Source organism: Sphingomonas sp. S2-65, from assembly GCF_021513175.1.
GTDB lineage: Bacteria > Pseudomonadota > Alphaproteobacteria > Sphingomonadales > Sphingomonadaceae > Sphingomonas.
The window spans coordinates 3,587,713-3,612,422 of sequence record NZ_CP090953.1 but is presented as its reverse complement, the minus strand read 5'-3'; the positions used below and the strand labels follow the sequence as shown (position 1 = coordinate 3,612,422).

General features: G+C 67.6%; 27 protein-coding genes, 1 tRNA gene and 1 pseudogene. 20 read left to right on the top strand and 9 right to left on the bottom strand.

What is annotated here, in order from left to right; all coding sequences use genetic code 11:
• The first annotated feature begins 57 nt into the window (after positions 1 to 57).
• Genes LZ586_RS17050 through LZ586_RS17040 form a run of 3 tightly spaced genes read left to right on the top strand, consistent with a single transcriptional unit; the run spans position 58 to position 3,285 of the window.
• A complete protein-coding gene (locus tag LZ586_RS17050) occupies positions 58 to 1,527 on the top strand; it encodes a circularly permuted type 2 ATP-grasp protein (RefSeq protein ID WP_235077503.1) in 1,470 nt (489 codons plus the stop codon).
• A gap of 13 nt (positions 1,528 to 1,540) precedes the next feature.
• The gene (locus LZ586_RS17045) at positions 1,541 to 2,476 is read left to right on the top strand and encodes an alpha-E domain-containing protein (RefSeq protein ID WP_235079841.1); all 936 of its coding nucleotides are present in this window, start codon (positions 1,541 to 1,543) and stop codon (positions 2,474 to 2,476) included.
• Positions 2,476 to 3,285, top strand: a complete 810-nt coding sequence (locus LZ586_RS17040) for a transglutaminase family protein (RefSeq protein WP_235077502.1) — start codon at positions 2,476 to 2,478, stop codon at positions 3,283 to 3,285. Before LZ586_RS17045 ends, LZ586_RS17040 begins: the two co-directional genes overlap by 1 nt.
• Positions 3,286 to 3,293: 8 nt before the next feature.
• On the opposite strand, the gene LZ586_RS17035 is transcribed toward LZ586_RS17040, so the two are convergent.
• Together LZ586_RS17035 and LZ586_RS17030 are read right to left on the bottom strand one after the other, a co-directional pair.
• Positions 3,294 to 4,076 (bottom strand): arginyltransferase, encoded by a 783-nt coding sequence (locus LZ586_RS17035; RefSeq protein ID WP_235077501.1) that lies wholly within the window; start codon positions 4,074 to 4,076, stop codon positions 3,294 to 3,296.
• Between the two features lie 312 nt (positions 4,077 to 4,388).
• Positions 4,389 to 5,633 carry a threonine ammonia-lyase gene (locus LZ586_RS17030; protein WP_235077500.1) on the bottom strand — a complete coding sequence of 415 codons (1,245 nt, stop codon included), beginning with the start codon at positions 5,631 to 5,633 and terminating at the stop codon, positions 4,389 to 4,391.
• A 55-nt stretch (positions 5,634 to 5,688) separates the two neighbouring features.
• Between LZ586_RS17030 and LZ586_RS17025 the strand changes: the two genes are divergently transcribed.
• On the top strand, positions 5,689 to 7,359 hold the full coding sequence (locus LZ586_RS17025) for an amidohydrolase (RefSeq protein ID WP_235077499.1): 1,671 nt from the start codon (positions 5,689 to 5,691) through the stop codon (positions 7,357 to 7,359).
• A complete protein-coding gene (locus tag LZ586_RS17020) occupies positions 7,344 to 8,000 on the top strand; it encodes an HPP family protein (protein WP_235077498.1) in 657 nt (218 codons plus the stop codon). The genes LZ586_RS17025 and LZ586_RS17020 overlap by 16 nt, the downstream gene beginning before the upstream one ends.
• A 150-nt stretch (positions 8,001 to 8,150) precedes the next feature.
• On the opposite strand, the gene ctrA is transcribed toward LZ586_RS17020, so the two are convergent.
• Both ctrA and LZ586_RS17010 read right to left on the bottom strand, forming a co-directional pair.
• A complete protein-coding gene (gene ctrA, locus LZ586_RS17015; RefSeq protein WP_235077497.1) occupies positions 8,151 to 8,858 on the bottom strand; it encodes a response regulator transcription factor CtrA in 708 nt (235 codons plus the stop codon).
• A gap of 172 nt (positions 8,859 to 9,030) precedes the next feature.
• Entirely contained in the window at positions 9,031 to 9,951 is a 921-nt protein-coding gene (locus LZ586_RS17010) for a LysR family transcriptional regulator (protein WP_235077496.1), read from the bottom strand.
• Positions 9,952 to 10,049: 98 nt separating this feature from the next.
• Here LZ586_RS17010 and LZ586_RS17005 point away from each other — a divergent pair, with 98 nt between their 5' ends.
• The 5 genes from LZ586_RS17005 to LZ586_RS16985 all read left to right on the top strand — a co-directional run bounded on the left by LZ586_RS17005 (position 10,050) and on the right by LZ586_RS16985 (position 13,540).
• The gene (locus LZ586_RS17005; RefSeq protein ID WP_235077495.1) at positions 10,050 to 10,748 is read left to right on the top strand and encodes a pirin family protein; all 699 of its coding nucleotides are present in this window, start codon (positions 10,050 to 10,052) and stop codon (positions 10,746 to 10,748) included.
• 29 nt (positions 10,749 to 10,777) lie between these two features.
• Entirely contained in the window at positions 10,778 to 11,380 is a 603-nt protein-coding gene (gene wrbA, locus LZ586_RS17000; RefSeq protein WP_235077494.1) for an NAD(P)H:quinone oxidoreductase, read from the top strand.
• Positions 11,381 to 11,500: 120 nt separating this feature from the next.
• Positions 11,501 to 12,151, top strand: a complete 651-nt coding sequence (locus tag LZ586_RS16995) for an RluA family pseudouridine synthase (RefSeq protein WP_235077493.1) — start codon at positions 11,501 to 11,503, stop codon at positions 12,149 to 12,151.
• A complete protein-coding gene (gene arfB / locus LZ586_RS16990; protein ID WP_413777302.1) occupies positions 12,102 to 12,545 on the top strand; it encodes an alternative ribosome rescue aminoacyl-tRNA hydrolase ArfB in 444 nt (147 codons plus the stop codon). The genes LZ586_RS16995 and arfB overlap by 50 nt, the downstream gene beginning before the upstream one ends.
• Positions 12,546 to 12,661: 116 nt before the next feature.
• A complete protein-coding gene (locus tag LZ586_RS16985) occupies positions 12,662 to 13,540 on the top strand; it encodes a hypothetical protein (RefSeq protein ID WP_235077491.1) in 879 nt (292 codons plus the stop codon).
• 61 nt (positions 13,541 to 13,601) lie between these two features.
• Here LZ586_RS16985 and LZ586_RS16980 read toward each other — a convergent pair whose 3' ends face one another.
• Positions 13,602 to 14,504 (bottom strand): LysR family transcriptional regulator, encoded by a 903-nt coding sequence (locus tag LZ586_RS16980; RefSeq protein ID WP_235077490.1) that lies wholly within the window; start codon positions 14,502 to 14,504, stop codon positions 13,602 to 13,604.
• 94 nt (positions 14,505 to 14,598) lie between these two features.
• Here LZ586_RS16980 and LZ586_RS16975 point away from each other — a divergent pair, with 94 nt between their 5' ends.
• The 3 genes from LZ586_RS16975 (at position 14,599) to LZ586_RS16965 (ending at position 17,026) form a co-directional block, all read left to right on the top strand.
• On the top strand, positions 14,599 to 15,462 hold the full coding sequence (locus tag LZ586_RS16975) for an aldo/keto reductase family oxidoreductase (protein WP_235077489.1): 864 nt from the start codon (positions 14,599 to 14,601) through the stop codon (positions 15,460 to 15,462).
• A 56-nt stretch (positions 15,463 to 15,518) separates the two neighbouring features.
• A complete protein-coding gene (locus LZ586_RS16970) occupies positions 15,519 to 16,007 on the top strand; it encodes a GAF domain-containing protein (RefSeq protein ID WP_235079840.1) in 489 nt (162 codons plus the stop codon).
• Between the two features lie 110 nt (positions 16,008 to 16,117).
• Positions 16,118 to 17,026, top strand: a complete 909-nt coding sequence (locus LZ586_RS16965) for an RcnB family protein (RefSeq protein ID WP_235077488.1) — start codon at positions 16,118 to 16,120, stop codon at positions 17,024 to 17,026.
• A 54-nt stretch (positions 17,027 to 17,080) separates the two neighbouring features.
• Here the strand turns inward: LZ586_RS16965 and LZ586_RS16960 are convergent, their stop codons facing one another.
• Positions 17,081 to 18,367 carry a M20/M25/M40 family metallo-hydrolase gene (locus LZ586_RS16960; RefSeq protein WP_235077487.1) on the bottom strand — a complete coding sequence of 429 codons (1,287 nt, stop codon included), beginning with the start codon at positions 18,365 to 18,367 and terminating at the stop codon, positions 17,081 to 17,083.
• Between the two features lie 9 nt (positions 18,368 to 18,376).
• The gene (locus LZ586_RS16955; protein ID WP_235077486.1) at positions 18,377 to 18,832 is read right to left on the bottom strand and encodes a universal stress protein; all 456 of its coding nucleotides are present in this window, start codon (positions 18,830 to 18,832) and stop codon (positions 18,377 to 18,379) included.
• Positions 18,833 to 18,966: 134 nt separating this feature from the next.
• Between LZ586_RS16955 and LZ586_RS16950 the strand changes: the two genes are divergently transcribed.
• The 7 genes and pseudogenes from LZ586_RS16950 to LZ586_RS16915 all read left to right on the top strand — a co-directional run bounded on the left by LZ586_RS16950 (position 18,967) and on the right by LZ586_RS16915 (position 23,527).
• Positions 18,967 to 20,292 carry a pyruvate dehydrogenase complex dihydrolipoamide acetyltransferase gene (locus LZ586_RS16950; protein ID WP_235077485.1) on the top strand — a complete coding sequence of 442 codons (1,326 nt, stop codon included), beginning with the start codon at positions 18,967 to 18,969 and terminating at the stop codon, positions 20,290 to 20,292.
• 12 nt (positions 20,293 to 20,304) lie between these two features.
• On the top strand, positions 20,305 to 20,532 hold the full coding sequence (locus tag LZ586_RS16945; RefSeq protein WP_235077484.1) for a hypothetical protein: 228 nt from the start codon (positions 20,305 to 20,307) through the stop codon (positions 20,530 to 20,532).
• 43 nt (positions 20,533 to 20,575) lie between these two features.
• Complete coding sequence (locus tag LZ586_RS16940) at positions 20,576 to 20,917, top strand: acyl-CoA thioesterase (RefSeq protein ID WP_235079839.1); 342 nt, start codon at positions 20,576 to 20,578, stop codon at positions 20,915 to 20,917.
• Positions 20,907 to 21,386, top strand: coding sequence for an endonuclease domain-containing protein (locus LZ586_RS16935; protein WP_319938014.1), 480 nt, complete (start codon positions 20,907 to 20,909; stop codon positions 21,384 to 21,386). Before LZ586_RS16940 ends, LZ586_RS16935 begins: the two co-directional genes overlap by 11 nt.
• A gap of 12 nt (positions 21,387 to 21,398) precedes the next feature.
• Positions 21,399 to 22,799, top strand: coding sequence for a dihydrolipoyl dehydrogenase (gene lpdA, locus LZ586_RS16930; protein WP_235077482.1), 1,401 nt, complete (start codon positions 21,399 to 21,401; stop codon positions 22,797 to 22,799).
• Positions 22,800 to 22,871: 72 nt separating this feature from the next.
• Positions 22,872 to 23,212: pseudogene (locus tag LZ586_RS18325) on the top strand (DUF3140 domain-containing protein).
• Positions 23,213 to 23,284: 72 nt separating this feature from the next.
• Positions 23,285 to 23,527, top strand: a complete 243-nt coding sequence (locus LZ586_RS16915; RefSeq protein ID WP_235077480.1) for a hypothetical protein — start codon at positions 23,285 to 23,287, stop codon at positions 23,525 to 23,527.
• Positions 23,528 to 23,541: 14 nt separating this feature from the next.
• Here the strand turns inward: LZ586_RS16915 and LZ586_RS16910 are convergent, their stop codons facing one another.
• Together LZ586_RS16910 and LZ586_RS16905 are read right to left on the bottom strand one after the other, a co-directional pair.
• Positions 23,542 to 24,474, bottom strand: a complete 933-nt coding sequence (locus LZ586_RS16910) for a methyltransferase (protein WP_235077479.1) — start codon at positions 24,472 to 24,474, stop codon at positions 23,542 to 23,544.
• 103 nt (positions 24,475 to 24,577) lie between these two features.
• Positions 24,578 to 24,652, bottom strand: a tRNA-Val gene (locus tag LZ586_RS16905).
• Between the last annotated feature and the right edge of the window lie 58 nt (positions 24,653 to 24,710).

Here is a 24,710-nt window from a genome sequence, read left to right as displayed (position 1 = left end):
GGCGTAAACATGCGTTGCAGCATGGAACCCGAAGTCATTTCGGCACTTGGAGCGTGAATGGGAACAGGCGGGGCGTTCGACGAAATCTGGGGGCATGGCGGACCGGAGTCGCCGCGCCCCGAATTCCAGGCGCTGTCGCGCTGGGTAGCCGGCACGGCGGCCGAGGAGCTGCACCGCCGCCAGCAATCGGCCGAAGCCGCCTTTCGCCAGCTCGGCATCACCTTCGCGGTCTATGGCGACAACGACGCCGCCGAACGGATCATCCCGTTCGACATCGTCCCGCGCATCTTCCTGCACCACGAATGGTCCAGGCTCTGCGAAGGGCTGATGCAGCGGGTGCAGGCGATCAACGCCTTTCTCGAGGATATCTACGGTGAGCGCCGCATCCTCGCCGAAGGGCTGATCCCGCCCGAACTCATCTACCGCAACGACCAGTTCCGTCCCGAAGTCGCCGGCATCCGCCCGCCGCACGGCATCTGGGCGCATATCTGCGGCATCGATCTGGTGCGCACCGGGGCGGATGAATTCTTCGTGCTGGAGGACAATGCCCGCACCCCATCCGGCGTGTCCTACATGCTCGAAAATCGCGAGGCGATGCTGCGCCTGTGCCCCGAGCTGTTCCGCGAGTTCCGCGTCGCCCCGGTCGACAGCTATCCCGACCGGCTGCTGGAAACGATGCGATCGGTCGCGCCCGGCAACAACGCCGACCCGGTCTGCGTCGTGCTGACCCCGGGCCACTTCAACTCGGCCTATTACGAACACAGCTTCCTCGCCGATTCGATGGGCGTCGAACTGGTCGAGGCGGCCGATCTGGTGGTCGACGACGACATCGTCTGGGTGCAGACCATCGCCGGCCGCGTGCGGGTGGACGTCATCTACCGCCGGATCGACGACGACTATCTCGATCCGCTCACCTTCCGCGCCGATTCGATGCTCGGCGTTCCCGGGCTGATCGCCGCCTATCGCGCCGGCAACGTCGCGCTGATCAACGCGCCGGGCAACGGCATCGCCGACGACAAGGCAATCTATAGCTACATGCCCGAGATCGTCCGCTTCTACACCGGGCAGGACGCCAAGCTGCCCAATGTCGAAACCTGGCGGTGCCGCGAGCCCCAGGCGCTCAAATACGTCCTCGACCATCTGCCCGAACTGGTGGTGAAGCTCGTCGACGGCTCGGGCGGATACGGCATGCTGGTCGGCCCCACCGCCAGCCGCCAGGAAATCGCCGACTTCCGCGCAGCCCTGATCGCCGAGCCACACCGCTACATCGCTCAGCCCACCTTGGCGCTGTCCACCGTGCCGACGCTGGTCGAACAGGGCCTCGCCCCCCGTCATGTCGACTTCCGCCCCTTCGTGCTCACCGGCAGCGACGGCGTGCGCGTCGTCCCCGGCGGCCTCACGCGCGTGGCGCTGCGAGAAGGCTCGCTGGTGGTGAACTCCAGCCAGGGCGGCGGCACCAAGGACAGCTTCGTGCTGCTGGAGGATGCGCCTCCCGGCCAAAGCCAGTCGCAGCGGCAGAGCCGGTGAGCCCGTCATGCTGATGCTCTCCCGCACCGCCGCCGCGCTCTACTGGCTGGGCCGCTATGTCGAGCGTGCCGATTTCATCGCCCGGCTGGTCGAAGCGACGATCCGCCTCGACGCGCTTTCCGCCCGCCCGGCAGGCGAAGCCGCTTGGCAAAGCGCCCTCGCCGTCAGCTACACCGACGACGCCTTCGCCGCGACCGGCCGCAGCCTCACCCAGGCGGATGTCGCGCACTTCCTGACGCTCGACGCCGCCAACCCAGGCTCGATCATCCGCTGCCTGGAGCGGGCGCGCAACAATGCCCGCGCCGTGCGCACCGCGCTGACCCGCGACGCCTGGACCGCGATCAACCGCGCCTGGCTGATGTTCCAGACCCGCGCGAACACCCGAAGCGCCACCGAAACGCTGAACCTGGTCGAACAGGTCAAGGGCGAGACGCGCGGCTTCGAAGGCTCGATCCATCGCATGATGCGCAACGAGGCGACTTGGCTCATCCAGCTCGGCGCCGCGGTGGAGCGCGCCGACAACACCGCGCGGCTGGTCGACGTCAAATACCATCTGCTGCTGCCCGCCGGCGAGGCGGTCGGCGGCGTGGTCGACCGCGACCAGTGGACCACCATCCTCCAGACCGTGTCGGCGGTGAACGCCTATCGCTGGCTCTACAAGGAAGGCCTGCAGCCCGCCAAGGTGATCGACCTGCTGATCAGCCGGATCGAGCTGCCGCGCAGCCTGGCCGCCTGCGCCGACGAGGCCGTCGGGATCCTCAGCCAGCTCGCCAAGCGCACCGGCCTTCAGGGCGAGGCCGACCGCATGGCGCGGGCGCGCCTGGCCCGCGTCCAGAAAACCCGCACCTCCGATGTGATCGTCAGCGGCCTGCACGAACATCTGAATGCGTTCATCCGGGAGAATGCGATGCTCGACGCCGCGATCAGCCGCCAGTTCCGGTTCATCTGATGCGTATCGCGGTCGATCACCACACCCGCTACCGCTTCTCCAGGCCGCAGGACCGCATCGTCCAGCTGCTGCGCCTGACGCCTGGAGATACCCAGGACCAGACGGTGGTGAGCTGGATGGTCAGCGTCGATTGCGACGCCCGGCTGCGCGACGCGGTCGATGGCTTCGGCAACGCCGTCACCATGCTCTACGCCGATGGCCCGATCCAGGCGCTCGACATCCATGTCACCGGCGAGATCCTGACCACCGACACCCACGGGGTCATCCGGGGTTCGGCGGAGCCCCTGCCCCCGCTGGTCTATCTGCGCGAGACGCCGCGCACGGCGGCGGGAGACGGACTTCCCGATTTCGCCGCCGAGAGCGCGTCGGGCGCGAACGACCGGCTGGACATGCTCCACCGCCTCAACCGCGCGCTGCATCAACGCTTCCCCTGCGCCCCCGACGCGCCCGACACCGGCGCCCCCGCTGCCGAGGCGTTCGCCGCCGGATCCGCGACGTCGCGCGACGTGGCCCAGATGTTCATCGCCGCCGCGCGCAGCCTGGATATTCCCGCGCGCTATGTCTCGGGCTACCGCAGCGACAGTGTCGCGCATTGCGCACCCCATGCCTGGGCCGAAGGCTATGTCGAGGGGATCGGCTGGGTCGGGTTCGACCCGGTCGCCGGGGTCTCACCCGACGAGCGCTATGTCCGCGTCGCCATCGGCCTGGACGCCGCCGGCGCGGCGGCGGTTGCCGGCACGCGCATCGGCCATGGCCAGGAACAGATGGACGTCGACCTGCACGTGGAGCAGCTCGGCACCGACGGCTAGCGCAGGGTTCAGGCCAGCGCGCGCACCTTGGACGGCAGCGGCATCGCGAACGTCTCGTCCTCGTCGGTCAGCAGCGACCAGCCATTGGGGCCGAGCACTTCGATCGGCCGATAGCGCGTCTTGTACGCCATCCGCTCCGACCCCTTCACCCAATAGCCGAGATACACATAAGGCAGCCCGGCGCTGCGGGCGCGCAGGATGTGGTCCAGGATGATGTAATTGCCCATGCTCGAGCGCACGTCGTCCGCGACGAAGAAGCTGTAGATCATCGACAGGCCATCCGCCTGGCGATCGGTGATGCACGCACCCACCAGCCGCCCGGGAACGCCACCGACCGAAGGCTCGCGATACTCGATCACGAACGAGCTGACCGGCGACTGCTCGACCATGTCGGCATAGTCGTTCTCGTCCATCGCCGCCATGCCGCCGCCCGGGTGCCGCGCATGCAGATAGTCGTGCAGCAACGCATATTGTTCCTCGGTCGCCCAGGGCTTGCACGGAGTGACTTCCAGGTCGCCATAGCGCTTCAACAGCTTGCGCTGGGTCGCATTCGGCTGGAACTCGTTCGCCACCACGCGGACCGAGACGCAGGCGGTGCAGTTGGCGCAGCTCGGGCGATAGGCGACCGACTGGCTGCGGCGAAAGCCGATCCGTCCGAGCGCATCGTTGAGCTCGCCGGCATGCTGGCCGGTCAGTTCGGTGAAGATCTTCCGCTCCTGCCGACCCGGAAGATAGGGGCATGGCGACGGGCTGGTCACGAAAAATCGGGGGAAACGGGAAAGTGCAGTCACCGCCTGTTGGTCCTCGTTCCGGCCTCGACATCGGCCTTGCAAGCACGACTATGAAGCGCGCGAAGCGTGATGAAAAGCGCCTTTACCATGAAAGAAAGTTAACGCTACCGGGTTGAGGAATGGCTATAAACCAACAGCTTAGCGCCCTGCAAAACGCAGGTACCGCACCCCGGTTAACCAGGATAGGCGCCGAAACGGCACATCCAACCCAAAGCTGAGCCGAAGTCTATACGAAAACTTTACCCATGTGAATCGCAGCGCCGGCTCGGTTGGCCGCACCCACGATTCGTTTCATCGATTGTCCGGGAACAATCAGGCGAGCTCGACCTGGCTCACTTCATACTGCGCCCGGCGCAGCGCGGTGATCAGCCGGTCGAGATGGTTGCGGTCCCGCGTCTCGCATTCGATGTCGGTGATCAGGCCCTTGGCGGGCAACGTCGTGAACACCCGCTGGTGATACACTTCGATGATGTTCACGCCCTGGTCGTGGAAGATGCGCGCGACGTTGAACAGCGCGCCCGGCCGATCCTGCAGCCGCACGCGCAGCCGGGCCAGCCGGCCCGATCGCGCCAGGTCGCGCAGCAGCACGTTGGCGAGCAGCCGCGTATCGATATTGCCGCCGCACAGGATCGTGCCCACCGTCCGCCCCTTGAAGCGCTCGGGCTCGGACAACAGCGCGGCGAGCCCGGCCGCACCGGCTCCCTCGACCACGGTTTTCTCGATCTGGAGCAGCAGGCTCACCGATTCTTCCAGCCGCCGCTCGCCCACCAGCACGATGTCGTCGACCAGCGCCTCGACCATCTTCGAGGTGATCTTGCCCGGCTCCTTGACCGCAATGCCCTCGGCCAGCGTGTCGCCGGCGCACGGCATGTCGGTGTGGTGGATGCGGTTGTACATCGACGGGTAGAGTTCCGCCTCGACGCCGATCACGTCGATCTGGCGGTCGGCGGCCTTGGCCACGACGCCGGTGCCAGAGATCAGCCCGCCGCCGCCGATCGGGATCACCAGCGTGTCGATCTGCGGCACATCCTCGAGCATCTCGAGCGCCGCCGTCCCCTGCCCGGCGATGACGCGCGGGTCGTCGAAGGGATGGACGAAGGTGTAGCCGCACTCGGCTTCCAGCTCGCGCGAATGGGCGTAGGCCGCGTCGAAGGTTTCGCCGTGCAGGATCACGGTGGCGCCATGCCCTTCGGTCTGGGTGACCTTCACCGTCGGGGTGTTCTTGGGCATGACGATCGTGCTCGGAATGCCCAGCCGCGTCGCGTGATAGGCCAGCCCCTGGGCATGGTTGCCCGCGGAGGCGGCGATCACGCCCTTGGCGCGGGCGTCGGCATCCAGCTGCAGGAGCGTATTGAGCGCGCCGCGCTCCTTGTACGCCGCGGTGAACTGCAGGTTCTCGAACTTCAGATACACCGTCGCCCCGGTCAGCTCCGAAAGCGTCCGGCTGATCAGCGTCGGCGTCCGCACGATCGACCCGGAAATACGCGCCTGCGCCGCATGGACATCGTCGATCGATACGGGGAGCGGCGCGACCGCCGGAACTGATTTCGTGGCCATGCAAGGAGGCGTAGACCATCTGGCGCAGCGGGGGAACAGGCCCTATGCGCGGGCTATGCTCAAGACGCCTCGCTTCGCCCGCATCCTCACGCCCCTCCTTGCCGCCGGCGCACTGCTCGCCGCTCCCGCAGCCTGGGCCGACGGTGTCGTCGACAATGTCAATGGCATGACGCTCGGCGCACGCGGCGAGGTGGTCCGCTTCCGCGCGATCCAGATCGACCGCAACGGCAAGGTCGTTCGGCTGTTCTCGGCCAAGGAAAAGCCGCCGAAGAGAGTCGATTGGCGCACCGACATGCAGGGCCGCACGCTGGTGCCCGGCATGATCGATGCGCACGGCCATGTCATGGGGCTCGGGTCGCAGCTCCTGCTGCTCGACCTTTCCCAGACCCGCTCGCTCGACGAAGCGCTCGACAAGATCCGCAGCTACGCCGCCGCCAATCCCAACAAGTGGATCGTCGGCAGCGGCTGGAACCAGGAGCGCTGGGGCCTGGGCCGCTTCCCCACCGCCGCCGAACTCGATCGCGCGGTCGGCGACCGCCCCGTCTACCTGGAACGGGTCGACGGCCATGCCGGCTGGGCGAACAGCCGCGCGCTCGCCGCTGCCGGCATCACCGCCGCCACCAAGGACCCGAGCGGCGGCCGGATCGAGCGTGCCGCCGGTGGCGCGCCCGCCGGGGTGCTCGTCGATTCCGCGCGTACGCTGGTGGAAAAGGTGATCCCGCAGGGCACCCCGCGCGAGCGCAACGCCGCCTTCCTCGCGGCGCAGGACAAGCTGCTGTCGCTCGGCGTCACCGCCACCGCGGACATGGGCACCACCATCGAGGACTGGCTGACGTATCGCCGCATCGGCGACCTCAACCTGCTCAAGGTGCGCATCATGAGCTACGCGCACGGTGTCGACACCGCGCTGACCGTGGCCGGCCAGGGCCCCACGCCGTGGCTGTATGGCGACCGCCTGCGCATGGGCGGCATCAAGATCTATTCCGACGGCGCGCTGGGCAGCCGTGGCGCCTGGCTAAAGGCGCCCTATTCGGACGCGCCGGGCGAAAAGGGCCTGGGCTTCCTGAGCGACGATCAGTTGCTCAACATGATGACTCGCGGATCGATGGACGGCTTTCAGATCGCGATTCACGCGATCGGCGATCGCGCCAACCAGCAGGCACTCGACGCCATCGAGGTCCTGTCGGACACCTATAAGGACGACCGCCGCTGGCGCATCGAACACGCCCAGATCGTCGATCCCAAGGACCTGCCCCGCTTCGGCAAGTTCGGCATCATCGCCTCGATGCAGCCGGTCCACCAGACTTCTGACCGCACTATGGCCGAGGCCCGGCTCGGCGAGGCCCGGCTCGCGGGTGCCTATGCCTGGCGCTCGATGTTGCAGAATGGCGCAAAGCTGGCGTTCGGCTCCGACTTCCCTGTCGAGAGCCCCGATCCGTGGGCGGGCTGGGCGGCGTCGTTCACGCGCCAGGACGCACAGGGGCAGCCTGCCGGCGGCTGGCGCATGCAGGAAGCGGTGACGCGCGAACAGGGCTGGGCCGGCTTCACCACCGGCGCCGCTTATGCCGGCTTCGCCGAGGGCAAGATCGGCCGCCTGGCGCCGGGCATGCTCGCCGACTTCCTGATTATCGACCGCGACCCCTTGACCGCGCAGCCCAGCGAACTGCGCACCACCAAGGTGCTGGAGACCTGGGTCGGAGGATATAAGGCATGGCCGGCCAAATAGGCCGATTGCTGCTGGCCGGCGCCAACTGGCCAGACCGGCTGCTCGCCTGTGCCGGCGCGTTGTGCGGCATCGCCGTCACCGCGGCGATCGGAGGGCTTGTGCCGGCATCGGCCGCACCGTTCCTGATAGCGCCGATGGGTGCGTCGGCGGTGCTGGTCTATGCCGTGCCCGCCAGCCCGCTTGCCCAGCCCTGGCCGGTGATCGGCGGCAGCGTGCTGTCGGTGTTGGTCGGGCTCGCCTGCGCGGTGCTGTTCGGCCACGGCGCGCTGGTCGCCGGGCTTGCCGTCGCCCTCGCCATCCTGCTGATGTCGCTGCTCCGCTGCCTGCACCCGCCCGGCGGCGCCTGCGCGCTGCTGCCGGTGCTCGGTGGCCCCGCAATCGTCGCCAAGGGCCTCGCCTTCGCCTTCGTGCCGGTGGCCCTCAACGCGGTCGTGCTGGTCTGCGTCGGCCTGGCCTTCCACCGTCTCTCGCGCCACAGCTACCCGCATCGCCCGGCGAAGCCCGCCCCGGTCACCAGCCTGCAGCGCCAGGACATCGACGCGGCGCTGGCGGAAGCCCATGAAAGCTTCGACATCGACAGCGAAGACCTGGCAGCCCTGCTCGACCGAGCCGAAGCCCACGCCCAGGCGCGAGCCCGCTAACCCACAACCTTTCCTTGTCACCCCGGCCTTGAGCCGGGGTCCCGCTTCTTCTGCCGGCCTTAGGCAGCGGGACCCCGGCTCAAGCCCGAAACGACAAGGGCCGCGGTCCTTGCGAACCGCGGCCCCAACAGCCCCCGCTGTGTCCCTGCCTCAGGCGACCGCCGAGACGTCCACTTCGGCACCGTCCAGCTCGCGCAGCACATAGCCGCGGCCCCAGACCGTCTCGATGTAGTTCTCGCCGTCGGTCGCCATGCTCAGCTTCTTGCGCAGCTTGCAGATGAACACGTCGATGATCTTGAGTTCGGGCTCGTCCATCCCGCCATAGAGATGATTGAGGAACATCTCCTTGGTCAGCGTCGTGCCCTTGCGGAGCGACAGAAGCTCCAGCATCGCATATTCCTTGCCGGTCAGGTGCACGCGCGCGCCATCGACTTCGACGGTCTTGGCGTCCAGGTTCACCGCCAGCTTGCCGGTGCGAATGACCGACTGCGAGTGCCCCTTCGAGCGGCGGACGACGGCGTGGATACGCGCGACCAGCTCTTCGCGATGGAAAGGCTTGGTGACGTAATCGTCGGCACCGAAGCCGAACGAGCGCACCTTGGAGTCCATTTCGTTGACGCCCGACAGGATCAGCACCGGCGTCTGCACGCGGGCGACGCGGACCTTCTTCAGCACGTCATAGCCGTGCATGTCGGGCAGGTTCAGGTCGAGCAGGATGATGTCGTAATCATAGAGCTTGGCCAGGTCCAAGCCCTCTTCGCCCAGATCGGTCGTGTAGACGTTGAAGCCTTCCGCGCCGAGCATCAGCTCGATTGCCTTTGCAGTGCTAGGCTCGTCTTCGATCAGCAGCACGCGCATCGCCGTTTCCCCTGTCCTCAGACGCGTGGAGCCCCGCTGGCCGACGCGTTGGACGAATTCATTAACCTAAGCACCTCTGAAGGCAAAAGGTTAATTTCCGACTAACCGGCCTCGTTCCACGAGTCGTAGGGAATCTACTTACCTGCTGCACGGCCCCACCGAACGGTCGGCTTCACGCCGGCGGCGATGCTTCGACGCAGATCCGCTTGAGACGTGCCGACAGGAATTCGATCAGCGCTTCCACTCGCGCCGGCCGCAGCGTGCCGGGTGGCGTCAGCAGGTGCAGTCCGGTCGCCCAGCCCGACCAGTCGTCCAGCACCGTCTCCAGCCGCCCCGCCGCGATATGCTCCGACACCAGGAAGTCCGGCAGCCGCGCGACCCCCAGCCCCGCGCACAGCGCCGGCAGCATCGCGTCGCCATTGTCGGTCCGCATCGGCCCGTCGACCCGCACCGCCGCCTCCTCGCCCCCGGCTTTGCGAAAGCGCCACACCTCGGGCATCGCCATGTTGGTGTAGATGAAGCACGCATGCGTCGCGAGGTCGGCGGGGTGCTGCGGCCTTCCGACCCGATCGAAATAGGCCGGCGCCCCCACGACATAGCCCATCACCGGCGCCAGCCTGCGCGCGCGCAGCGAACTGTCGGGCAGTTCGGCGATGCGGATCGCCACGTCGATCCCCTCGCCGACGATGTCGACGAACGCGTCGGACAGCCGCAGGTCGATGCGGATGCCCGGGTGCATCGTCATGAAGTCGGCCAGCGCGGGAGCGAGATGGCTGATCCCGAACGTCAGCGGCGCCGCGACGCGCACCACTCCCGCCGGGGCGCTCGCCGACTCGAACGCCGCCTCCTCGGCGGCCTCGCCTTCCGACAGGATCCGCTGCGCCCGCTCGGCCAGGCCGCGTCCGCTGTCGGTCAGCGTCAGCCGCCGCGAGGTCCGATGGAACAGCGCGGTTCCCAGCCGCTGCTCCAGCCGCGTGATCGCCTTGGAGATCGTCGCCTTGGACACCCCCAGCGCATCCGCCGCGCTGCTGAACGAGCGATGCTCCACCACCGCGGCGAAGATCGCCCAGGCCTCGAAATCCGGCAGCTTCATGGGCGATATCGATAGCTCAGAAACGATCGGTTTCCAACGTTTCCATTTCGGGCACTTACCCGCGGACCTATGTCTTGGGCGTCAACTGGATGCTCAACATGATCGACAAACGCCCCTTCGAAACCCTCGGCCAGGCCGACCACGGATGGCTCAAGGCGCGTCACCACTTCACCTTCGCCAGCTACTATGACCCGTCCCGCATGGGCTGGGGCGCGCTGCGCGTCTGGAACGACGATGAGATCGCCGCCAATTCCGGCTTCCCGCCGCACCCGCACCAGGACATGGAGATCATCACCTATGTCCGCTCGGGCGCGATCACGCACCAGGACTCGATGGGCAACAAGGGCCGCACCGCGGCGGGCGACGTGCAGGTCATGAGCGCCGGCAGCGGCGTGCGTCACGCCGAATATAATCTCGAGCCCGAGGCGACGCGCATCTTCCAGATCTGGATCCAGCCCCGCACCCGCGGCGGCCAGCCGAGCTGGGGCGCCAAGCCCTTTCCGAAGGGCGACCGCTCGGGCGGGTTCGTCACGCTCGCCTCGGGCTTCGCCGAAGACCGCGACGCACTGCCGATCCGCGCCGAAGCGCGCGTGCTCGGCGCGACGCTCAAGACCGGCGAGACCGTGCGGCACACCGTTGGGGAGGGCCGTCACGCCTATCTGGTCCCCGCAGCGGGCACGGTCGAGATCGACGGCGAGCGTATCGAGACCCGCGACGGAGCCGCGCTCGCCGGCGGCCAGACCGTCACCATCACTGCGCTGGACGACGCCGAGCTCGTGCTCGTCGACAGCGAATGAACCCCAATACGCACAAGGGAGCCTCCACCATGTCCAAGATCCTGGTCCTCTATTACTCGTCCTACGGCCACCTCGCGAAGATGGCCGACGCCGTCGCCGAAGGCGCGCGCAGCGCCGGCGCGCAAGTCGATGTCCGCCGCGTCGCCGAAACGGCGCCAGCCGAAGTCGCCGCCGCCGCGGGCTTCGTCGCCGACACCTCGCACCCCGTGCTCGACGACGTGAACGAGCTCGCCAATTATGACGGCATCATCGTCGGCTCGCCCACGCGCTTCGGCCGCATGTCGAGCCAGATGGCCAGCTTCTGGGACAAGGCCGGCGGGCTCTGGTTCCAGGGCAAGCTCAACGGCAAGGTCGGCGGCGCCTTCACCTCCACCGCCAGCCAGCATGGTGGGCAGGAGACGACGCTCTTCTCGATCATCACCAACCTGCTCCACTTCGGCATGACCATCGTCGGCCTCGATTATGGGTTCCAGGGCCAGGGCGGTGTCGACGAAGTGAAGGGCGGCGCACCCTATGGCGCAACCACCATCGCCGGTGCCGACGGCAGCCGCCTGCCGAGCGAAACCGACCTGGATGGCGCCCGCTACCAGGGACGCCGCATCGCCGAGGTCGCCAACAAGCTCGCCGCGTAACCCCGACGCGCGCGACCGGGGCCGCGTCCCCCCTCCTCCACGCGGCTCCTTGAGAGGCGGCGGCCGGTCCCCCCACCGGCCGCCGCTTTTCGTTTGAGCGCAGTGCGCTATATGCCCCCCATGTTCCAGGACCGCGTACTCTTCATCGACGGCGAAGCCATCGTGATCGACAAGCCCGCCGGCTTGCCCGTCGACCGCCCGCGCGACCGCTCGCTCAGCCTTGAGGATCAGCTGCACCATCTGACCTTCGGCTTTCGCCGCGATCCCGTGCCGATGCACCGGCTCGACCGCGACACCAGCGGCTGCCTGCTCCTCGCCCGCAATCCCAAGGCGATGAAGCGCTTCGCACAGGCGTTCGAGACCGGCAGCGTCGGCAAGCGCTACCTCGCCATCCTCGAGGGCGTGCCCGAGGGGCAGGAAGGGATGATCGACTTGCCGCTCGCGAAGATCTCCAGCGCCGAAGAAGGCTGGCGCATGCGCGGCGATCCCAAGGGCAAGGCCGCCCGCACCCGCTGGGAACTGCTGGAAACCCGTGGCGCGCGCGCGCTGCTCGCCTTTTATCCCGAAACCGGCCGTACCCACCAGATCCGCATCCACGCCGCCGAAGGGCTCGGCATCCCGATCGTCGGGGATCCGGTCTACGGCGCCGGTGGTCCTGCCGTGATGCTCCATGCCGAAGGACTGACCATTCCTCGGGAAGGCAAGCCCCCGGTCGAGGCACATGCCCCCATCCCGGTGCGCTTCCACAATCTCGGCTTCGGCCGTGACTGACATCCCCGAGGAAGCGATCGTCGAGGAACGCTTCCTCGCCGCTTCCGGTCCGGGCGGCCAGAACGTCAACAAGGTCGCGACCGCAGTCCAGCTGCGCGTCGACGTGTTCAAGCTCGGCCTGCCGCTCTACGCCTATCAAAAGCTCAAACAGCTCGCCGGGTCGAAGATGACCCTGAACGGCGAACTCGTCATCACCGCCCGCAAATTCCGCACCCAGGACGCCAACCGCACCGACGCCCGCGAGCGCCTGGGCGAGCTGGTCACCGAGTCCTTCAAGCGCGACGCCCGCCGCATCAAGACCAAGCCCAGCAAATCCGCGAAGGCGCGCAGAGTGGACGAGAAAAAAGGCCGCAGCACGGTAAAAGCCGGCCGCGGCAAGGTACGGATCGACTAGGCGGGACCCGCATACGGCTCCAATTCGCCGGTTGTAGCCTGACTATGAAGGCTGGAGTTGCGCACGCGTCAGATAGCTAGTTTGATGCATGGGCTTGGCTCTAGGGAATATCGTCGATGCGCGTTCCTGCCTGCCTCTTGCCGGCATTGCTGCTCGGCGCTGCGCCGCCGCAAACGCTGCCGACGGTGCCGCTTGGCGCGTTCCAGACCTGGGGCGTCCATCCCAAGGAGCCGCTTTCCTTTGTCGCAGGCGGGGCCACGGTGGAGGTCGCTGCCACTCCCTGCGAGCAGCCGACGCAGAATGAAGCGTGTCGCTTTGACGGCGTCAGCAATCAGGCGATCGTCACCGTCAGACAGCGCGGACTGCCACCCTTCCGGATGACCAGCGATAGCCAGGCCTCGTTCGTGCGTGTCGCGGTTGTCCGCCTCGCGCCCGAGCAGGAATATCTGGGCGTAGTCGTCGACAACCAGTGGGGCGGTTCGGGCGGTATCGCTGCCGTGACCGTAATCGAGCCGATTGGCGGCGGTTACCGCGCCGTGCCGCTGGAGCATCACGGCCGCAGGGAGTTGACCGGCGAGGTGGCCATGGTTCCTCGCAATCTACTTAAGGACGGCCGCTCTGGCTTCGTGCTCGAGGCGCCTGGCTTTAACTACTCGAAGGAGTGCAACGCGTGCGTACCTCGGCCGCCGCTTGTGCTGACCATTCGCGCCGGTCGTAGCGTAGACATCTCAGCCGACCCTACCTTCCGGCCGCTGTTCGCCCAGGACCTGCGGGCGCATCGCCGCGTCTGTATGTCGAAAACCGTGGAGCGCAATGGCAACTGTGCCGCCTATGTCGCCGATGCTGCCCGGCTCGGGCAAGCAGCGTCCGCTTGGCGGGTGATGCTCTCCCACTACCGCCGCGACCCGGCCGGCTACCCCGCCGCTTTGCGCGCATTCCTGGTCGCGCAGGGCTATATCACGCCGGCGTCAGCGCGCTCGCTACCGCTTTCTTAGCTGCTGCCTGTCGAACTCTCTCGCTATCGAACGTGCCACCTCAAATCCGAATAATGCCCGTTCATACCCTCATCGCCCGCACATAATCCACGAACGCCCGCAGCGGTGCCGGCACCAGCCGCCGCCCCGGATAGTAGAGGAAGGGCCCCGAGAACGCGTCCCACCAAGGCTCCAGCAACGGCTCCAGCGCACCGCTGTCGAGCAGCGGCCGCAGCCATTCCTCGAACAGATAGACAATGCCGCTTCCCGCCACGGCCGCGGCGACGGCCAGGTCCACCGTGCTTCCCAGCTGCACGATCAGCGGCCCGCTGGGTTCGACCCGCACCATCTCCCCGTCGCGCTCGAACTCCCAGACCGGCATCGTCCCGCTGGCGAAGCGCCCGCGCAGGCATGCATGCCCCAGGAGGTCGCGGGGATGCTCCGGCCGCCCACGCGCGTCGAGATAGGCCGGCGACGCGGCGGCCGCGAACCGCTGCACTCGCGGCCCGATCGGCACGGCTATCATGTCCTGCTCCAGCCGCTCGCCATAGCGGATGCCGGCATCGCACCCGGCCGCCAGCACGTCGACGAAGCTGTCCTCGGCGATCACTTCCAGCCGGATGTCGGGATAGGCGGTAAGGAACCCCGGCACGATGTCCGGCAGCACGAGCCGCGCGACGGTCACCGGCACGTTCAGCCGCAGCGTCCCCGCGGGCCGGTCGCGAAAGCCGTTCACTACGTCCATCGCCGCCTCGACTTCGCTCAGCGCCGGCTCCAGCCGTTCCAGCAGCCGCTCCCCCGCCTCGGTCGGCACGACGCTGCGAGTGGTGCGGTTCAGCAGGCGCACGCCCATCTGCGCTTCCAGCCGCCGCACCGCGTCGCTCAGCCCGGACGCACTCGCGCCGCGCCCGCGTGCCGCATCGCGAAATCCCCTGGCCCGTGCCACTGCGACAAAGGCATTCAGGTCGCCGAGTTCGTACTTCATTGTTCGTTATCCCGCACAGCCCGTGCGGATCATGCCGGATTATCGCGCGAGCCACCAAGGCCTATCTGAGTGGGACAGCAAGCGGAGAACGCCCATGAGCACCAATCCCCAGTCCGACACCTACCTCCTCGGCGACCGCCCGGTCCGCCGCCTCGGCTATGGCGCGATGCAGCTCGCCGGCCCCGGCGTGTTCGGCCCGCCCAAGGACCGCGACGCTGCCCTTGCGGTGTTACGCGAAGCGATCGCGCAGGGTGTGAACCACATCGACACCAGCGACTTTTACGGCCCGCACATCACCAACCAGCTCATCCGCGAGGCGCTCGCCCCCTATCCCGCCGACCTGGTGCTCGTCACCAAGATCGGCGCCAGGCGCGGTGCCGACGCGTCCTGGCTCCCCGCGGAGTCGCCCGACGAACTCCGCCAGGCAGTGCACGACAATCTCCGCAACCTGGGGCTCGATGTGCTGGATGTCGTGAACCTGCGCATCATGGGCAACATTCACGGCCCTAGCGAAGGCTCGATCGAGGATCGCCTTGCCACCCTCGCGGAACTCCAGCGGCAGGGTCTGGTACGCCATATCGGCCTCAGCAACGTCACTGCCGCGCAGGTCGCGGAGGCACGCGGCATCTGTAAGATCGTCTGCGTCCAGAACCACTATAACCTCGTCCACCGTCAGGACGACGCGCTGATCGACAATCTGGCAAAAGACGGCATCGCCTATGTCCCCTTCTTCCCACTGGGCGGTTTTACGCCGCTCCAGTCCTCGGCATTGTCGGATGTCGCTGGGCAGCTCGGCGCCACGCCGATGCAGGTCGCGCTTGCCTGGCTCCTGCGCCGCGCGCCCAACATCCTGCTGATCCCCGGCACGTCCTCGGTCGGTCACCTGCGCGAGAACCTCGCCGCCGGAGCGCTGGAACTGCCCGCCAACGCGGTGGCGGCGCTCGAACAGGTCGCGTGAAGTCCACCGATGCGCCGGCCCTCGCGCCGGCGCATCGGATCGCCTACATCCGCGCCATGTACGCCTTCGACATCGCCGCCGACTCCAAGTCGGAACTCTACCGCGACCTCGCCGCCGCGCTCGACTCGCTCACCGCCGACGAGCCCGACGCCATTGCCAACATGGCGAACGTCTCCGCGCTGATCGGCCAGTATCTTCCCGATCTCAACTGGGCCGGGTTCTACCGCAACGTCGCCGACGAACTCGTGCTCGGCCCGTTTCAGGGCAAGGCCGCCTGCATCCGCATTCCGTTCGGCAAGGGCGTGTGCGGGGCCGCCGCCAGCACCCGCGAAACCCAGCTGGTCGAGGATGTCCACGCCTTTCCCGGGCACATTGCCTGCGACGCCGCCAGCCGCTCGGAGCTGGTCGTCCCCATCGTCCACCAGGGCGAACTGCTCGGGGTGCTCGACCTGGACAGCCCGCTCCCGTCGCGTTTCGACGCCGGCGACGCGGCGGGTTGCGAAGCCCTGATGCGGATACTCGCGCCGCGTCTTGCGGGACGCTGACCCGCATTGGGACATTGTTAACCAAGTCTCGCGGATTTCTTCACGGAAGCGTAAGGGTTACTTGAACGTTAAGCGAGTCCCCACGGCTTGCATGCGAAGGAGTGACCCAGGTGCGGAATCTTTGGTTGGTGACGGCGGCGGTCGCGGGTCTGGCGTGCGCTACCCCCGCCACGGCGCAGCGCGTGTGGCAGAACGGCCGCTGGGTGGTGATGCCCAAGGGTCCGGGAACGCAGGTCGGCCGAGTCAATCCGCATCGCTGGGGCGCGCCCGTCAATGGCCGCTGGAGCGCCGGCTGGCAGGCGCCGGGCGGCTGGAACGGCTATCGCCGCCTCCACCGCGGCGCCGCGCTGCCCTCCTATTGGATGGGCTCGGGCTTCCGCGTCCCCGACTATCTCAGCTTCGGCCTCGCCGCCCCGCCCCAGGGCTATAGCTGGGTCCGCTATTATGACGACGCGGTGCTGATCGACGGCCGCGGCCAGGTCTGGGACTCGCGCGACGGTATCGCCTGGGGCGACGGCAGCAGCTATTCCGAAAGCTATGCCTATGCCGACAGCTATGCCGGTGCAGGCGCCGCCTACGCCGCGCCTTCGATCCAGCCGGTAGAGCCCGACGCCTATTACGACGTGCCCGAAGCGCCGGATGGTCCTCCGCCGCCGCCGGGTGCCGGCTATGACGCGCCGATCCCCGCCCCCTATGGCGCGTATCCGCCCGCCCCGCCGGTCCACGTTCAGGCCTATCCGGCACCCGTGCAAGTCCAGACCTATGGCACCCCGCCCTGCGTGCAGGTCTGCGGCGGCGGCTATCAGGGCGGCGCCTATTATGGCGGCAGCACCTATGCGTCGGGCTATTATGCCGGCGGAACCACCACCACCGTGGTGATCACGCCCGCGCCGATCGTCACCACCACCACCGTGGTGGAAGAGCGCATCCTCGAGGACCGCATCGTCGTCGCGCCCAAGCGCGTGCTGCGCACCAAGACGCTGCGCCGCTACAAGGCGAAGCCGCGCTGCGGCTGCTGAGCCGCCACGCCTGAACCGTCGCCCCGCAACCAAGGCGGGGCGACACTCGGTTGGTCAGCGCCGCTCGCGCCCGCCAAAGGTCACCAGGCTCTCCGCGCCGTCGGCGCTCAGCGACGACACGCCGACGAAGCTGTCGTCGACGATCACTCCCTTCAGCACTGCCTCCGGCGCCTGCACATCTAGATGGTCGGTCCAGTCCTGCGCGTCCGCCCGGCGCCAGTGCACGCGGTACCCCGCCGCTCCCGGTACCGCCGCCCACTTCACCGTGGTATCGGTCGCCAATGCTCCGATCAGCGTCACGCTTGCCGGAGCCGCCGGCGCCTTGGCCAGCCGGCGCAGCGTCGCCACGTTGATCGCCGTCACCTTGGCCAGATACGGGAAGTCCATCTTGTCGACGGTATCGCCATAGACCTTGCCGCCTTCGCTGCGCAGGTCCTGGTGCTGCTGGTCGTAATTCTCGACACCCACTGAGAAGCGCACCGCCGGATAGCCGAGCTTGAGGAACGGGGTATGATCCCCGCCGCGCCCGAACCGGTCGAACCGCCGCACCACGAACGTGTCGAGCCCGCCGGGAATGCCCTTGGCCACGCCGTCCACCGCCTTGGCGAGCGCCCGCGACGGCCCGTCATCCTCGCCGCCATCCGCCGCCCGCGCCATCTGCGCGTCGAGCGGTTCGGCCTGGCGGATACCCTCGGAGAACACCCGCACCCGGTCCGCCACGCGCCGCCCGTCCTGGCCCACCGTGTTGCCGACTATGTCGTTGTTGAGCACCGCGCTGACGGTCCAGCCGCGCTCCTTGGCGGTGTCGGCCAGCAGCGTGCCGCCATACAGCCCCTGCTCCTCGCCCGACAGCGCGGCATAGACCACCGTCGCGTTCAGCTTCTCCTTCGACAGGATCCGCGCCGCCTCCAGCACCAGCGCCACGCCCGACGCGTCGTCATTCGCCCCCGGCGCGTCGGCGGTGGCGTTCATCACGTCGGTGACGCGGCTGTCGATATGCCCCATCACGATCACCACCCGCTTGGGATCGGTGCCTGCCTGGAAGCCGAGCACGTCGACGATCTCGACGCCGTTCGGCGCCCGCGGCCCGGTAAAGGTCCGCGCGACATTCGCCACCTGGATGCAGCCGCCGCACCCCTTGCCGATCCGCTCCATCTCGCTCGCGAACCAGCGCCGCGCCGCACCGATGCCGCGCTTGGGATCGGTCGGCGAGGACAGCGTGTGCCGTGTCCCGAAGCTTACCAGCTTCTCGACATCGGCTTTCAGCCGGGCGGTACTCGGCTGCTCCTGCGCGGCGGCAGGCAGGGCAACGAACAACAGCGGCAGGGCAAGGATACGCATGGGATTCCTTCAGCTGAGCCGGTCGATCGCGGCGATGTCCAGTGAACCGGGGATGATCATCACCGGCACGGAGAATGTCCCCGCGTCGGCGCCGGTGAAATGCGTGACCAGCGGCCCGGGCGCACCGCTCGGCGCGGCGCCCAGCACCAGCGCGGCGATTTCGGGATTGGCGGCGATCATCTCGCGCACCACCTTGGCGCCGTCGCCTTCCTGGACGGTGATCGCCGGTTTCAGCCCCGACTCGGTCAGCAGCGTGCCCGCCGCGCGCATCACCAGCGCCTCGGCCCGCTCGCGCGCTTCCTCCTCGATCGCCGCCATTACCCCGCCCCATTGGACGAATTCGGGCTGCGGCACGAGCGCGAGGATCTCGACATTGCCGCCGGTCTTCACCGCCCGGCGCGCGGCAAAGCGCAGCGCGATCTCGGACTCCGGGCTGTCGTCGATCACGACCAGATAGGTACGCATGCTTGTTTCCCCGTATCTTGGGACGTTTACGTGCCGTGCGATTGCAGCTTGTGCAAGCCCGAGGGCTTGACCCTAGGGAACGTCGCGGCAAAGGAAGGCGCCAACACCTACAGGTCCAAACGACGGGAACCTCCATGTCGATCGAAATCAAAATGCCGGCGCTTTCCCCCACCATGGAAGAGGGCACCCTCGCCAAGTGGCTGGTCAAGGAGGGCGACACGGTGAAGTCGGGCGACCTCCTCGCCGAGATCGAGACCGACAAGGCGACGATGGAGTTCGAAGCCGTCGACGAAGGCACGATCGGCAAGATCCTGGTCGCCGAGGGCACCGATAACGTAAAGGTCGGCACCGTGATCGCAGTCGTCCTCGCCGAGGGCGAAGACGCGTCGGCAACCCCCACCCCCTCTCCCTCTCCCACTTCAGGGGGAGAGGGTGCCCAAGGCGAAGCCGAGGGCGGGAGAGGGGGAAGTGCGACGAACGCGCCCACGCCCGCACCTGCACCCACCCCGGCTCCCGCCCCCGCCTCGGGCGATCGCGTAAAAGCCAGCCCGCTCGCCAAGCGCATCGCCGCCGACAAGGGCGTCGACCTTTCCGCGGTCACCGGCTCCGGCCCGAACGGCCGCATCGTCAAGGCCGACGTCGAGAGCGCCAAGCCTGGTGCCGCCCCCGCCGCCCAGCAGGCCGCACCCGCCGCTGCCGCTCCGGCACCCAGCGCAGCGCCGGCCCCCGCCGCCTCGCAGGAGACCAAGGCCGTCTGGTACGACGACTCGATCCCGCACGAGGAAGAAAAGCTCTCCAACATCCGCAAGACGATCGCGCGCCGCCTCACCGAGTCGAAGCAGACCGTCCCGCACATCTACTTGACCGTCGACATCCGCCTCGACGCGCTGCTCAAGCTGCGCGGCGAGCTCAACAAGGCGCTCGAGGCGCGCGGCGTGAAGCTCTCGGTCAACGATCTGCTGATCAAGGCGCTCGGCGTCGCGCTCGAGCAGACGCCCAAGTGCAACGTCACCTACACCGGCGACAAGCTGATCAAATATAGCCGCGCCGACGTCTCGGTCGCGGTCTCCACCCCCACCGGGCTGATCACCCCGATCATCCGCGATGCCGCCGGCGCCAGCGTCTCGTCGATCTCGACGCAGATGAAGGACCTCGCCGGCCGCGCCAAGGAAGGCAAGCTCAAGCCCGAGGAATATCAGGGCGGCACCGCCAGCCTCTCGAACATGGGCATGTACGGCATCAAGCAGTTCGAAGCGGTGATCAATCCGCCCCAGGGCATGATCATGGCGATCGGCGCGGGCGAAAAGCGCCCGTACGTGATCGACGACGCGCTCCAGATCGCGACCATCATGAGCGCGACCGGCAGCTTCGATCACCGCGCGATCGACGGTGCGGACGGTGCCGAGCTGATGCAGACGTTCAAGGCGCTGGTCGAAGCGCCGATGGGCATGATCGCGTAAGGCCCGCCGGCCATGCGCGTCCTCATCGAAACCGCCTTCATCGTCTCCGGCCTGATCGCGAGCTGCGTCATCGCCTGGCTCGCGGCCTGGTCCTACCCGCTCGGCAAGGACGACATCTGGCTGGTCGCGTACGGCGCGATGGTCATCATCGTGCTGATGGGCATCGGCCCGCTGCGCCGCGCCTATGCCCAGGATCGCGCGCGGCTGGACGGCACCACCAAAGGAACGCCCCGTGGCTGACCAGACCCCGCCCAACCGCCAGCCGGCGATCCGCGTCACTACCATGCCCGCCGATGCAAACCCCTATGGCGACATCTTCGGCGGCTGGCTGATGAGCCAGATGGACATGGCCGCCGGCCTGGTAGCCTCGCGCTATTCGCGCGGCCGCGCCGTCACGATCGCGGTCGAGGGCATGAAGTTCCACGCCCCGGTCGCGGTCGGCGACGAAGTCTCCGTCTTCGCCGACATGGCAAAGGTCGGCCGCACCTCGATGACCATCGACGTCCAGGCCTGGCGCCGCGCCCGCCACTCGGAGGATAGCTGCCTCGTAACCCAGGCCCAGTTCGTCTTCGTCGCGATCGACGCCGAGCGGAAGCCGCGGGTGGTATCGGAAAGTGCCGCCTGAATTCTCTTCTTTCCCCTCCCCCCTCGTGGGGGAGGGAGGGGCCCGCCGCGCAGCCGTGGGAGGGAGAGGGCGCGCGCTCGCCAGAGCGCGCGAAATGCGCACCCACCCCACCGAAGCCGAACGCAAACTCTGGCGCCTGCTCCGCAATCATCGCCTTGCCCACACCAAATGGAAGCGCCAGCAACCGATCGGCCGCTACATCGCCGACTTCGTGTGCCTAGGCGCGCGCCTCATCGTCGAAGCCGATGGCGCCCAGCACATCGACAGCGCGTATGATGCCACCCGTGACGCCTGGCTGCGTGAACAAGGCTTTCGCCTGCTGCGCTTCCACAACAACGCCATCTTGGCGGAACCCGATTCCGTCCTAACTGCCATCTTGACTGCACTCGAAGCGCCCGCCGGGGCATCGAGCCCCGCCGAGCGCAACCCCTCTCCCCAGCCCTCCCCCACAAGGGGGAGGGAGTTCTAAATGGAACCATCCATGGCTGAATCCTACGATCTCATCGTCCTCGGCTCGGGACCCGGCGGCTATGTCGCTGCGATCCGCGGCGCGCAGCTCGGCCTCAAGGTCGCGATCGTCGAGCGCGAGCTGCTCGGCGGCATCTGCCTCAACTGGGGCTGCATTCCCACCAAGGCGCTGCTCCGCTCGGCCGAGATCTTCCACTACATGCAGCATGCCAAGGATTACGGCCTGGTCGCCGATGGCATCAGCGCCGATCTGGACGCAGTGGTGAAGCGCTCGCGCGGCGTCGCCAAGCAGCTCAACCAGGGCGTCACGCACCTGATGAAGAAGAACAAGATCGCCGTGCACATGGGCACCGGCAAGCTGACCGGCAAAGGCAAGCTCAGCGTCACCGCGCAGGACGGCAAGACCACCGAGCTCGAAGCCAAGAACATCATCGTCGCCACTGGTGCCCGCGCCCGCGACCTCCCCCACCTGCCCGCCGACGGCAAGCGCGTCTGGACCTATCGCCACGCGATGACGCCGGCGGAAATGCCCACCAAGCTGCTGGTCATCGGCTCGGGCGCGATCGGCATCGAGTTCGCCAGCTTCTACAACGACATGGGCTCCGACGTGACCGTGGTCGAGATGATGGACCGCATCGTCCCCGTCGAGGATGCCGATGTTTCCACCTTCCTGGAAAAGTCGCTCAAGAAGCAGGGCATGACCATCCTGACCAAGGCTGCGGTCGAGAAGATCGAAGCCAATGACGCCGGCGTGAAGGCGACGATCAAGGACAAGGACGGCAAGCTCATCCAGGGCGACTATAGCCACGTCATCGTCGCGATCGGCATCATCCCCAACACCGCCGATATCGGCCTCAAGGAACTCGGCGTCGCGATCGACGACCGCGGCTTCCTCAAGACCGACGCGACCTGCAAGACCAATGTCGACGGCCTCTACGCGATCGGCGACATCACCGCCCCGCCCTGGCTGGCGCACAAGGCCAGCCATGAGGGCGTGATCGCCGTCGAGGCGATCACCGGCGGTCACCCGCACGCGATGGACCCCAAGAACATCCCGGGCTGCACCTATTGCCACCCCCAGATCGCCAGCGTCGGCCTGACCGAGGCCAAGGCCAAGGAAGCGGGCTATGACGTGAAGGTCGGCAACTTCCCCTTCATCGGCAACGGCAAGGCGATCGCGCTGGGCGAGGCCGAAGGCTTCATCAAGACCGTGTTCGACTCCAAGACCGGCGAGTTGCTCGGCGCCCACATGATCGGCGCCGAGGTTACCGAGCTGATCCAGGGCTACACCATCGGCAAGACGCTCGAGACCACCGAAGCCGAGCTCATGGAAACCGTCTTCCCGCACCCGACACTCAGCGAAATGATGCACGAAAGCGTGCTCGGCGCCTATGGCAAGGCGCTGCATATCTGACGCGCCACGTTCCGTGGTCCCGGGTCGCCGGGATCACGGAACGCCCGAGGCCGACCGTCGGTTTTGGCCAGCATGAGCGACGACCCCGAACAGACCTATCGTGACTTCCACGACGCAGTGAACATGGCGCCCGCGGCGTTAGAGCGCTGGCTCGACACCGAGGAAAGCCGCTCGGTCGGCATCACGCATGACGGCGACAGCGAAAGCGTCGGCCATCATTCCGGCGAGCGCATCGTCGAGATCCTGCGCACCAGCAAGGCCGACCTGCGCGACGCCGACCATGCCACATGGCCAAGGTCGTGGGCTATGTGCACCGCCATCTGGCCCAAGGCCCCGACGAAAAGGCCGACATCCCCGGCTCGCGCTGGCGCTACTCGCTGATGAACTGGGGCCATGATCCGCTGAAGGACTGACACTTTCCAAAGCGGGTGCAGCGGAACACCCTCGCCTGACCCGGCGTTAGCCCGGGAAACAGGAGAAGTCCGATGAAGCGCCTGCTGATCGCCTCGACCCTACCCGTCCTCGCCCTGCTAAGCGCCTGCGGCGGCGGCAACGACATCACCACCACGAACGACAACAACGTGGTGCTGAACGACGCCCAGGCGAACTACGCCTTCACCAATGACGGCGACATGACCGCCAACGACGCCGCGACGATGTCGAACGACACGATGGCCACGACGTCGAACGACGCGATGGCAAACGGAACCACGTCCAACGCCATGTGAGCCCGCGGGGCGCCTCACCCCCGGGTGAGGATCGCCCCGACCACCGCCATGCGCTCGATCTCCGCATAAGGCGGCTGGTCGAGCTCTTCGCCGAACACGTCCGGATCGAGTTCGCGGTAGCTGAAGTCCAGCGCGTTCTCGTCCGCCAGCCCTTGCAGCGCGTCGCGCAACACGTCCTCGCCCCGCGCGATCGCGCTGCCGGTATACAGCACCAGCCGTCCGCCAGGCGCCAGCTTCGCCACCGCCATCCGCGCCATGTCGAACGACACCTTGCCGCCGCGCATCTCGCCGCCGTCGCGATAGGCCCGGCTGCCTTCGTCCATGATGTAGGGCGGGTTGGCCAGCGCCAGGTGGATACCGTCCTCCACGCCGCTCAGGTCGCTGCCCTCGACGCACGCCGCCTCGACACCCGCGGCGGCGGCGTTGATCCGCGCGAACCGCAGCGCCTTGGGGTTGATGTCGGTGAGCACCACCGACGCGTCCGCGCACAGCCCCGCCGCGACGATGCCGCCCACGCCGCTGCCGGTGCCGATATCGACGATCCGCGCGCCTGCCGGGCAATGCCGCGTCAACTCGGCTTCGATCAGGTCGGCAAAGCGATAGCTGTCGGGGCCGAAGAACACCGCGTCCTCATCCTGAGTGGGATAGGCCGAATGCACGAACAGACGCCCTTTGAGCCACGATACCCGAACCGCGCTGCGGACCAGCCCTTCGCCGGCATCCTCCAGCACCCCCGCTGCGTCGAGCAGTTCGAGCAGTTCCGCGTCGAGCAGCCCGCGCGCGAACGGCAGGCTCCATCCCAGCACATCGGCCAGATCGCCGGCCCGCTCGCGCCCGGGCCGCGCGACCACGCGGGCATGCGTCGCCGGGGTCGGCGTGATGAAATGGTATCCGCGTTCCCGCAGCGTTTCCAGCAGGCGCAGCAGCGCGGTATCAGGCTCGTTCATCCGCGCCATGGGCCCGAAAAAACCCGGCTTGTCAAAGTCCTGGAGCAAGTACCCACGAAACAAAAAGGCCCGCCAAGCTAATGCCTGGCGAGCCTTTTTCGCGTGGTGGGCGTGGCAAGGATTGAACTTGCGACCCCTGCGATGTCAACACAGTGCTCTACCACTGAGCTACACGCCCCCCGGGGAGACGGCGCTTTAGCGGCGGTTTTTCGGCCGCGCAAGCACCCGCACGTGAA

Bases quoted from the DNA above. Each gene is read 5' to 3' on its own strand.
- LZ586_RS17050 (WP_235077503.1), top strand. From the start codon at position 58: ATGGGAACAGGCGGGGCGTTCGACGAAATCTGGGGGCATGGCGGACCG.
- LZ586_RS17045 (WP_235079841.1), top strand. From the start codon at position 1,541: ATGCTCTCCCGCACCGCCGCCGCGCTCTACTGGCTGGGCCGCTATGTC.
- LZ586_RS17040 (WP_235077502.1), top strand. From the start codon at position 2,476: ATGCGTATCGCGGTCGATCACCACACCCGCTACCGCTTCTCCAGGCCG.
- LZ586_RS17030 (WP_235077500.1), bottom strand. From the start codon at position 5,633: ATGGCCACGAAATCAGTTCCGGCGGTCGCGCCGCTCCCCGTATCGATC.
- LZ586_RS17025 (WP_235077499.1), top strand. From the start codon at position 5,689: ATGCTCAAGACGCCTCGCTTCGCCCGCATCCTCACGCCCCTCCTTGCC.
- LZ586_RS17020 (WP_235077498.1), top strand. From the start codon at position 7,344: ATGGCCGGCCAAATAGGCCGATTGCTGCTGGCCGGCGCCAACTGGCCA.
- ctrA (WP_235077497.1), bottom strand. From the start codon at position 8,858: ATGCGCGTGCTGCTGATCGAAGACGAGCCTAGCACTGCAAAGGCAATC.
- LZ586_RS17010 (WP_235077496.1), bottom strand. From the start codon at position 9,951: ATGAAGCTGCCGGATTTCGAGGCCTGGGCGATCTTCGCCGCGGTGGTG.
- LZ586_RS17005 (WP_235077495.1), top strand. From the start codon at position 10,050: ATGATCGACAAACGCCCCTTCGAAACCCTCGGCCAGGCCGACCACGGA.
- wrbA (WP_235077494.1), top strand. From the start codon at position 10,778: ATGTCCAAGATCCTGGTCCTCTATTACTCGTCCTACGGCCACCTCGCG.
- LZ586_RS16995 (WP_235077493.1), top strand. From the start codon at position 11,501: ATGTTCCAGGACCGCGTACTCTTCATCGACGGCGAAGCCATCGTGATC.
- arfB (WP_413777302.1), top strand. From the start codon at position 12,102: ATGCCCCCATCCCGGTGCGCTTCCACAATCTCGGCTTCGGCCGTGACT.
- LZ586_RS16985 (WP_235077491.1), top strand. From the start codon at position 12,662: ATGCGCGTTCCTGCCTGCCTCTTGCCGGCATTGCTGCTCGGCGCTGCG.
- LZ586_RS16980 (WP_235077490.1), bottom strand. From the start codon at position 14,504: ATGAAGTACGAACTCGGCGACCTGAATGCCTTTGTCGCAGTGGCACGG.
- LZ586_RS16975 (WP_235077489.1), top strand. From the start codon at position 14,599: ATGAGCACCAATCCCCAGTCCGACACCTACCTCCTCGGCGACCGCCCG.
- LZ586_RS16970 (WP_235079840.1), top strand. From the start codon at position 15,519: ATGTACGCCTTCGACATCGCCGCCGACTCCAAGTCGGAACTCTACCGC.
- LZ586_RS16960 (WP_235077487.1), bottom strand. From the start codon at position 18,367: ATGCGTATCCTTGCCCTGCCGCTGTTGTTCGTTGCCCTGCCTGCCGCC.
- LZ586_RS16955 (WP_235077486.1), bottom strand. From the start codon at position 18,832: ATGCGTACCTATCTGGTCGTGATCGACGACAGCCCGGAGTCCGAGATC.
- LZ586_RS16950 (WP_235077485.1), top strand. From the start codon at position 18,967: ATGTCGATCGAAATCAAAATGCCGGCGCTTTCCCCCACCATGGAAGAG.
- LZ586_RS16945 (WP_235077484.1), top strand. From the start codon at position 20,305: ATGCGCGTCCTCATCGAAACCGCCTTCATCGTCTCCGGCCTGATCGCG.
- LZ586_RS16940 (WP_235079839.1), top strand. From the start codon at position 20,576: ATGCCCGCCGATGCAAACCCCTATGGCGACATCTTCGGCGGCTGGCTG.
- lpdA (WP_235077482.1), top strand. From the start codon at position 21,399: ATGGCTGAATCCTACGATCTCATCGTCCTCGGCTCGGGACCCGGCGGC.
- LZ586_RS16915 (WP_235077480.1), top strand. From the start codon at position 23,285: ATGAAGCGCCTGCTGATCGCCTCGACCCTACCCGTCCTCGCCCTGCTA.
- LZ586_RS16910 (WP_235077479.1), bottom strand. From the start codon at position 24,474: ATGAACGAGCCTGATACCGCGCTGCTGCGCCTGCTGGAAACGCTGCGG.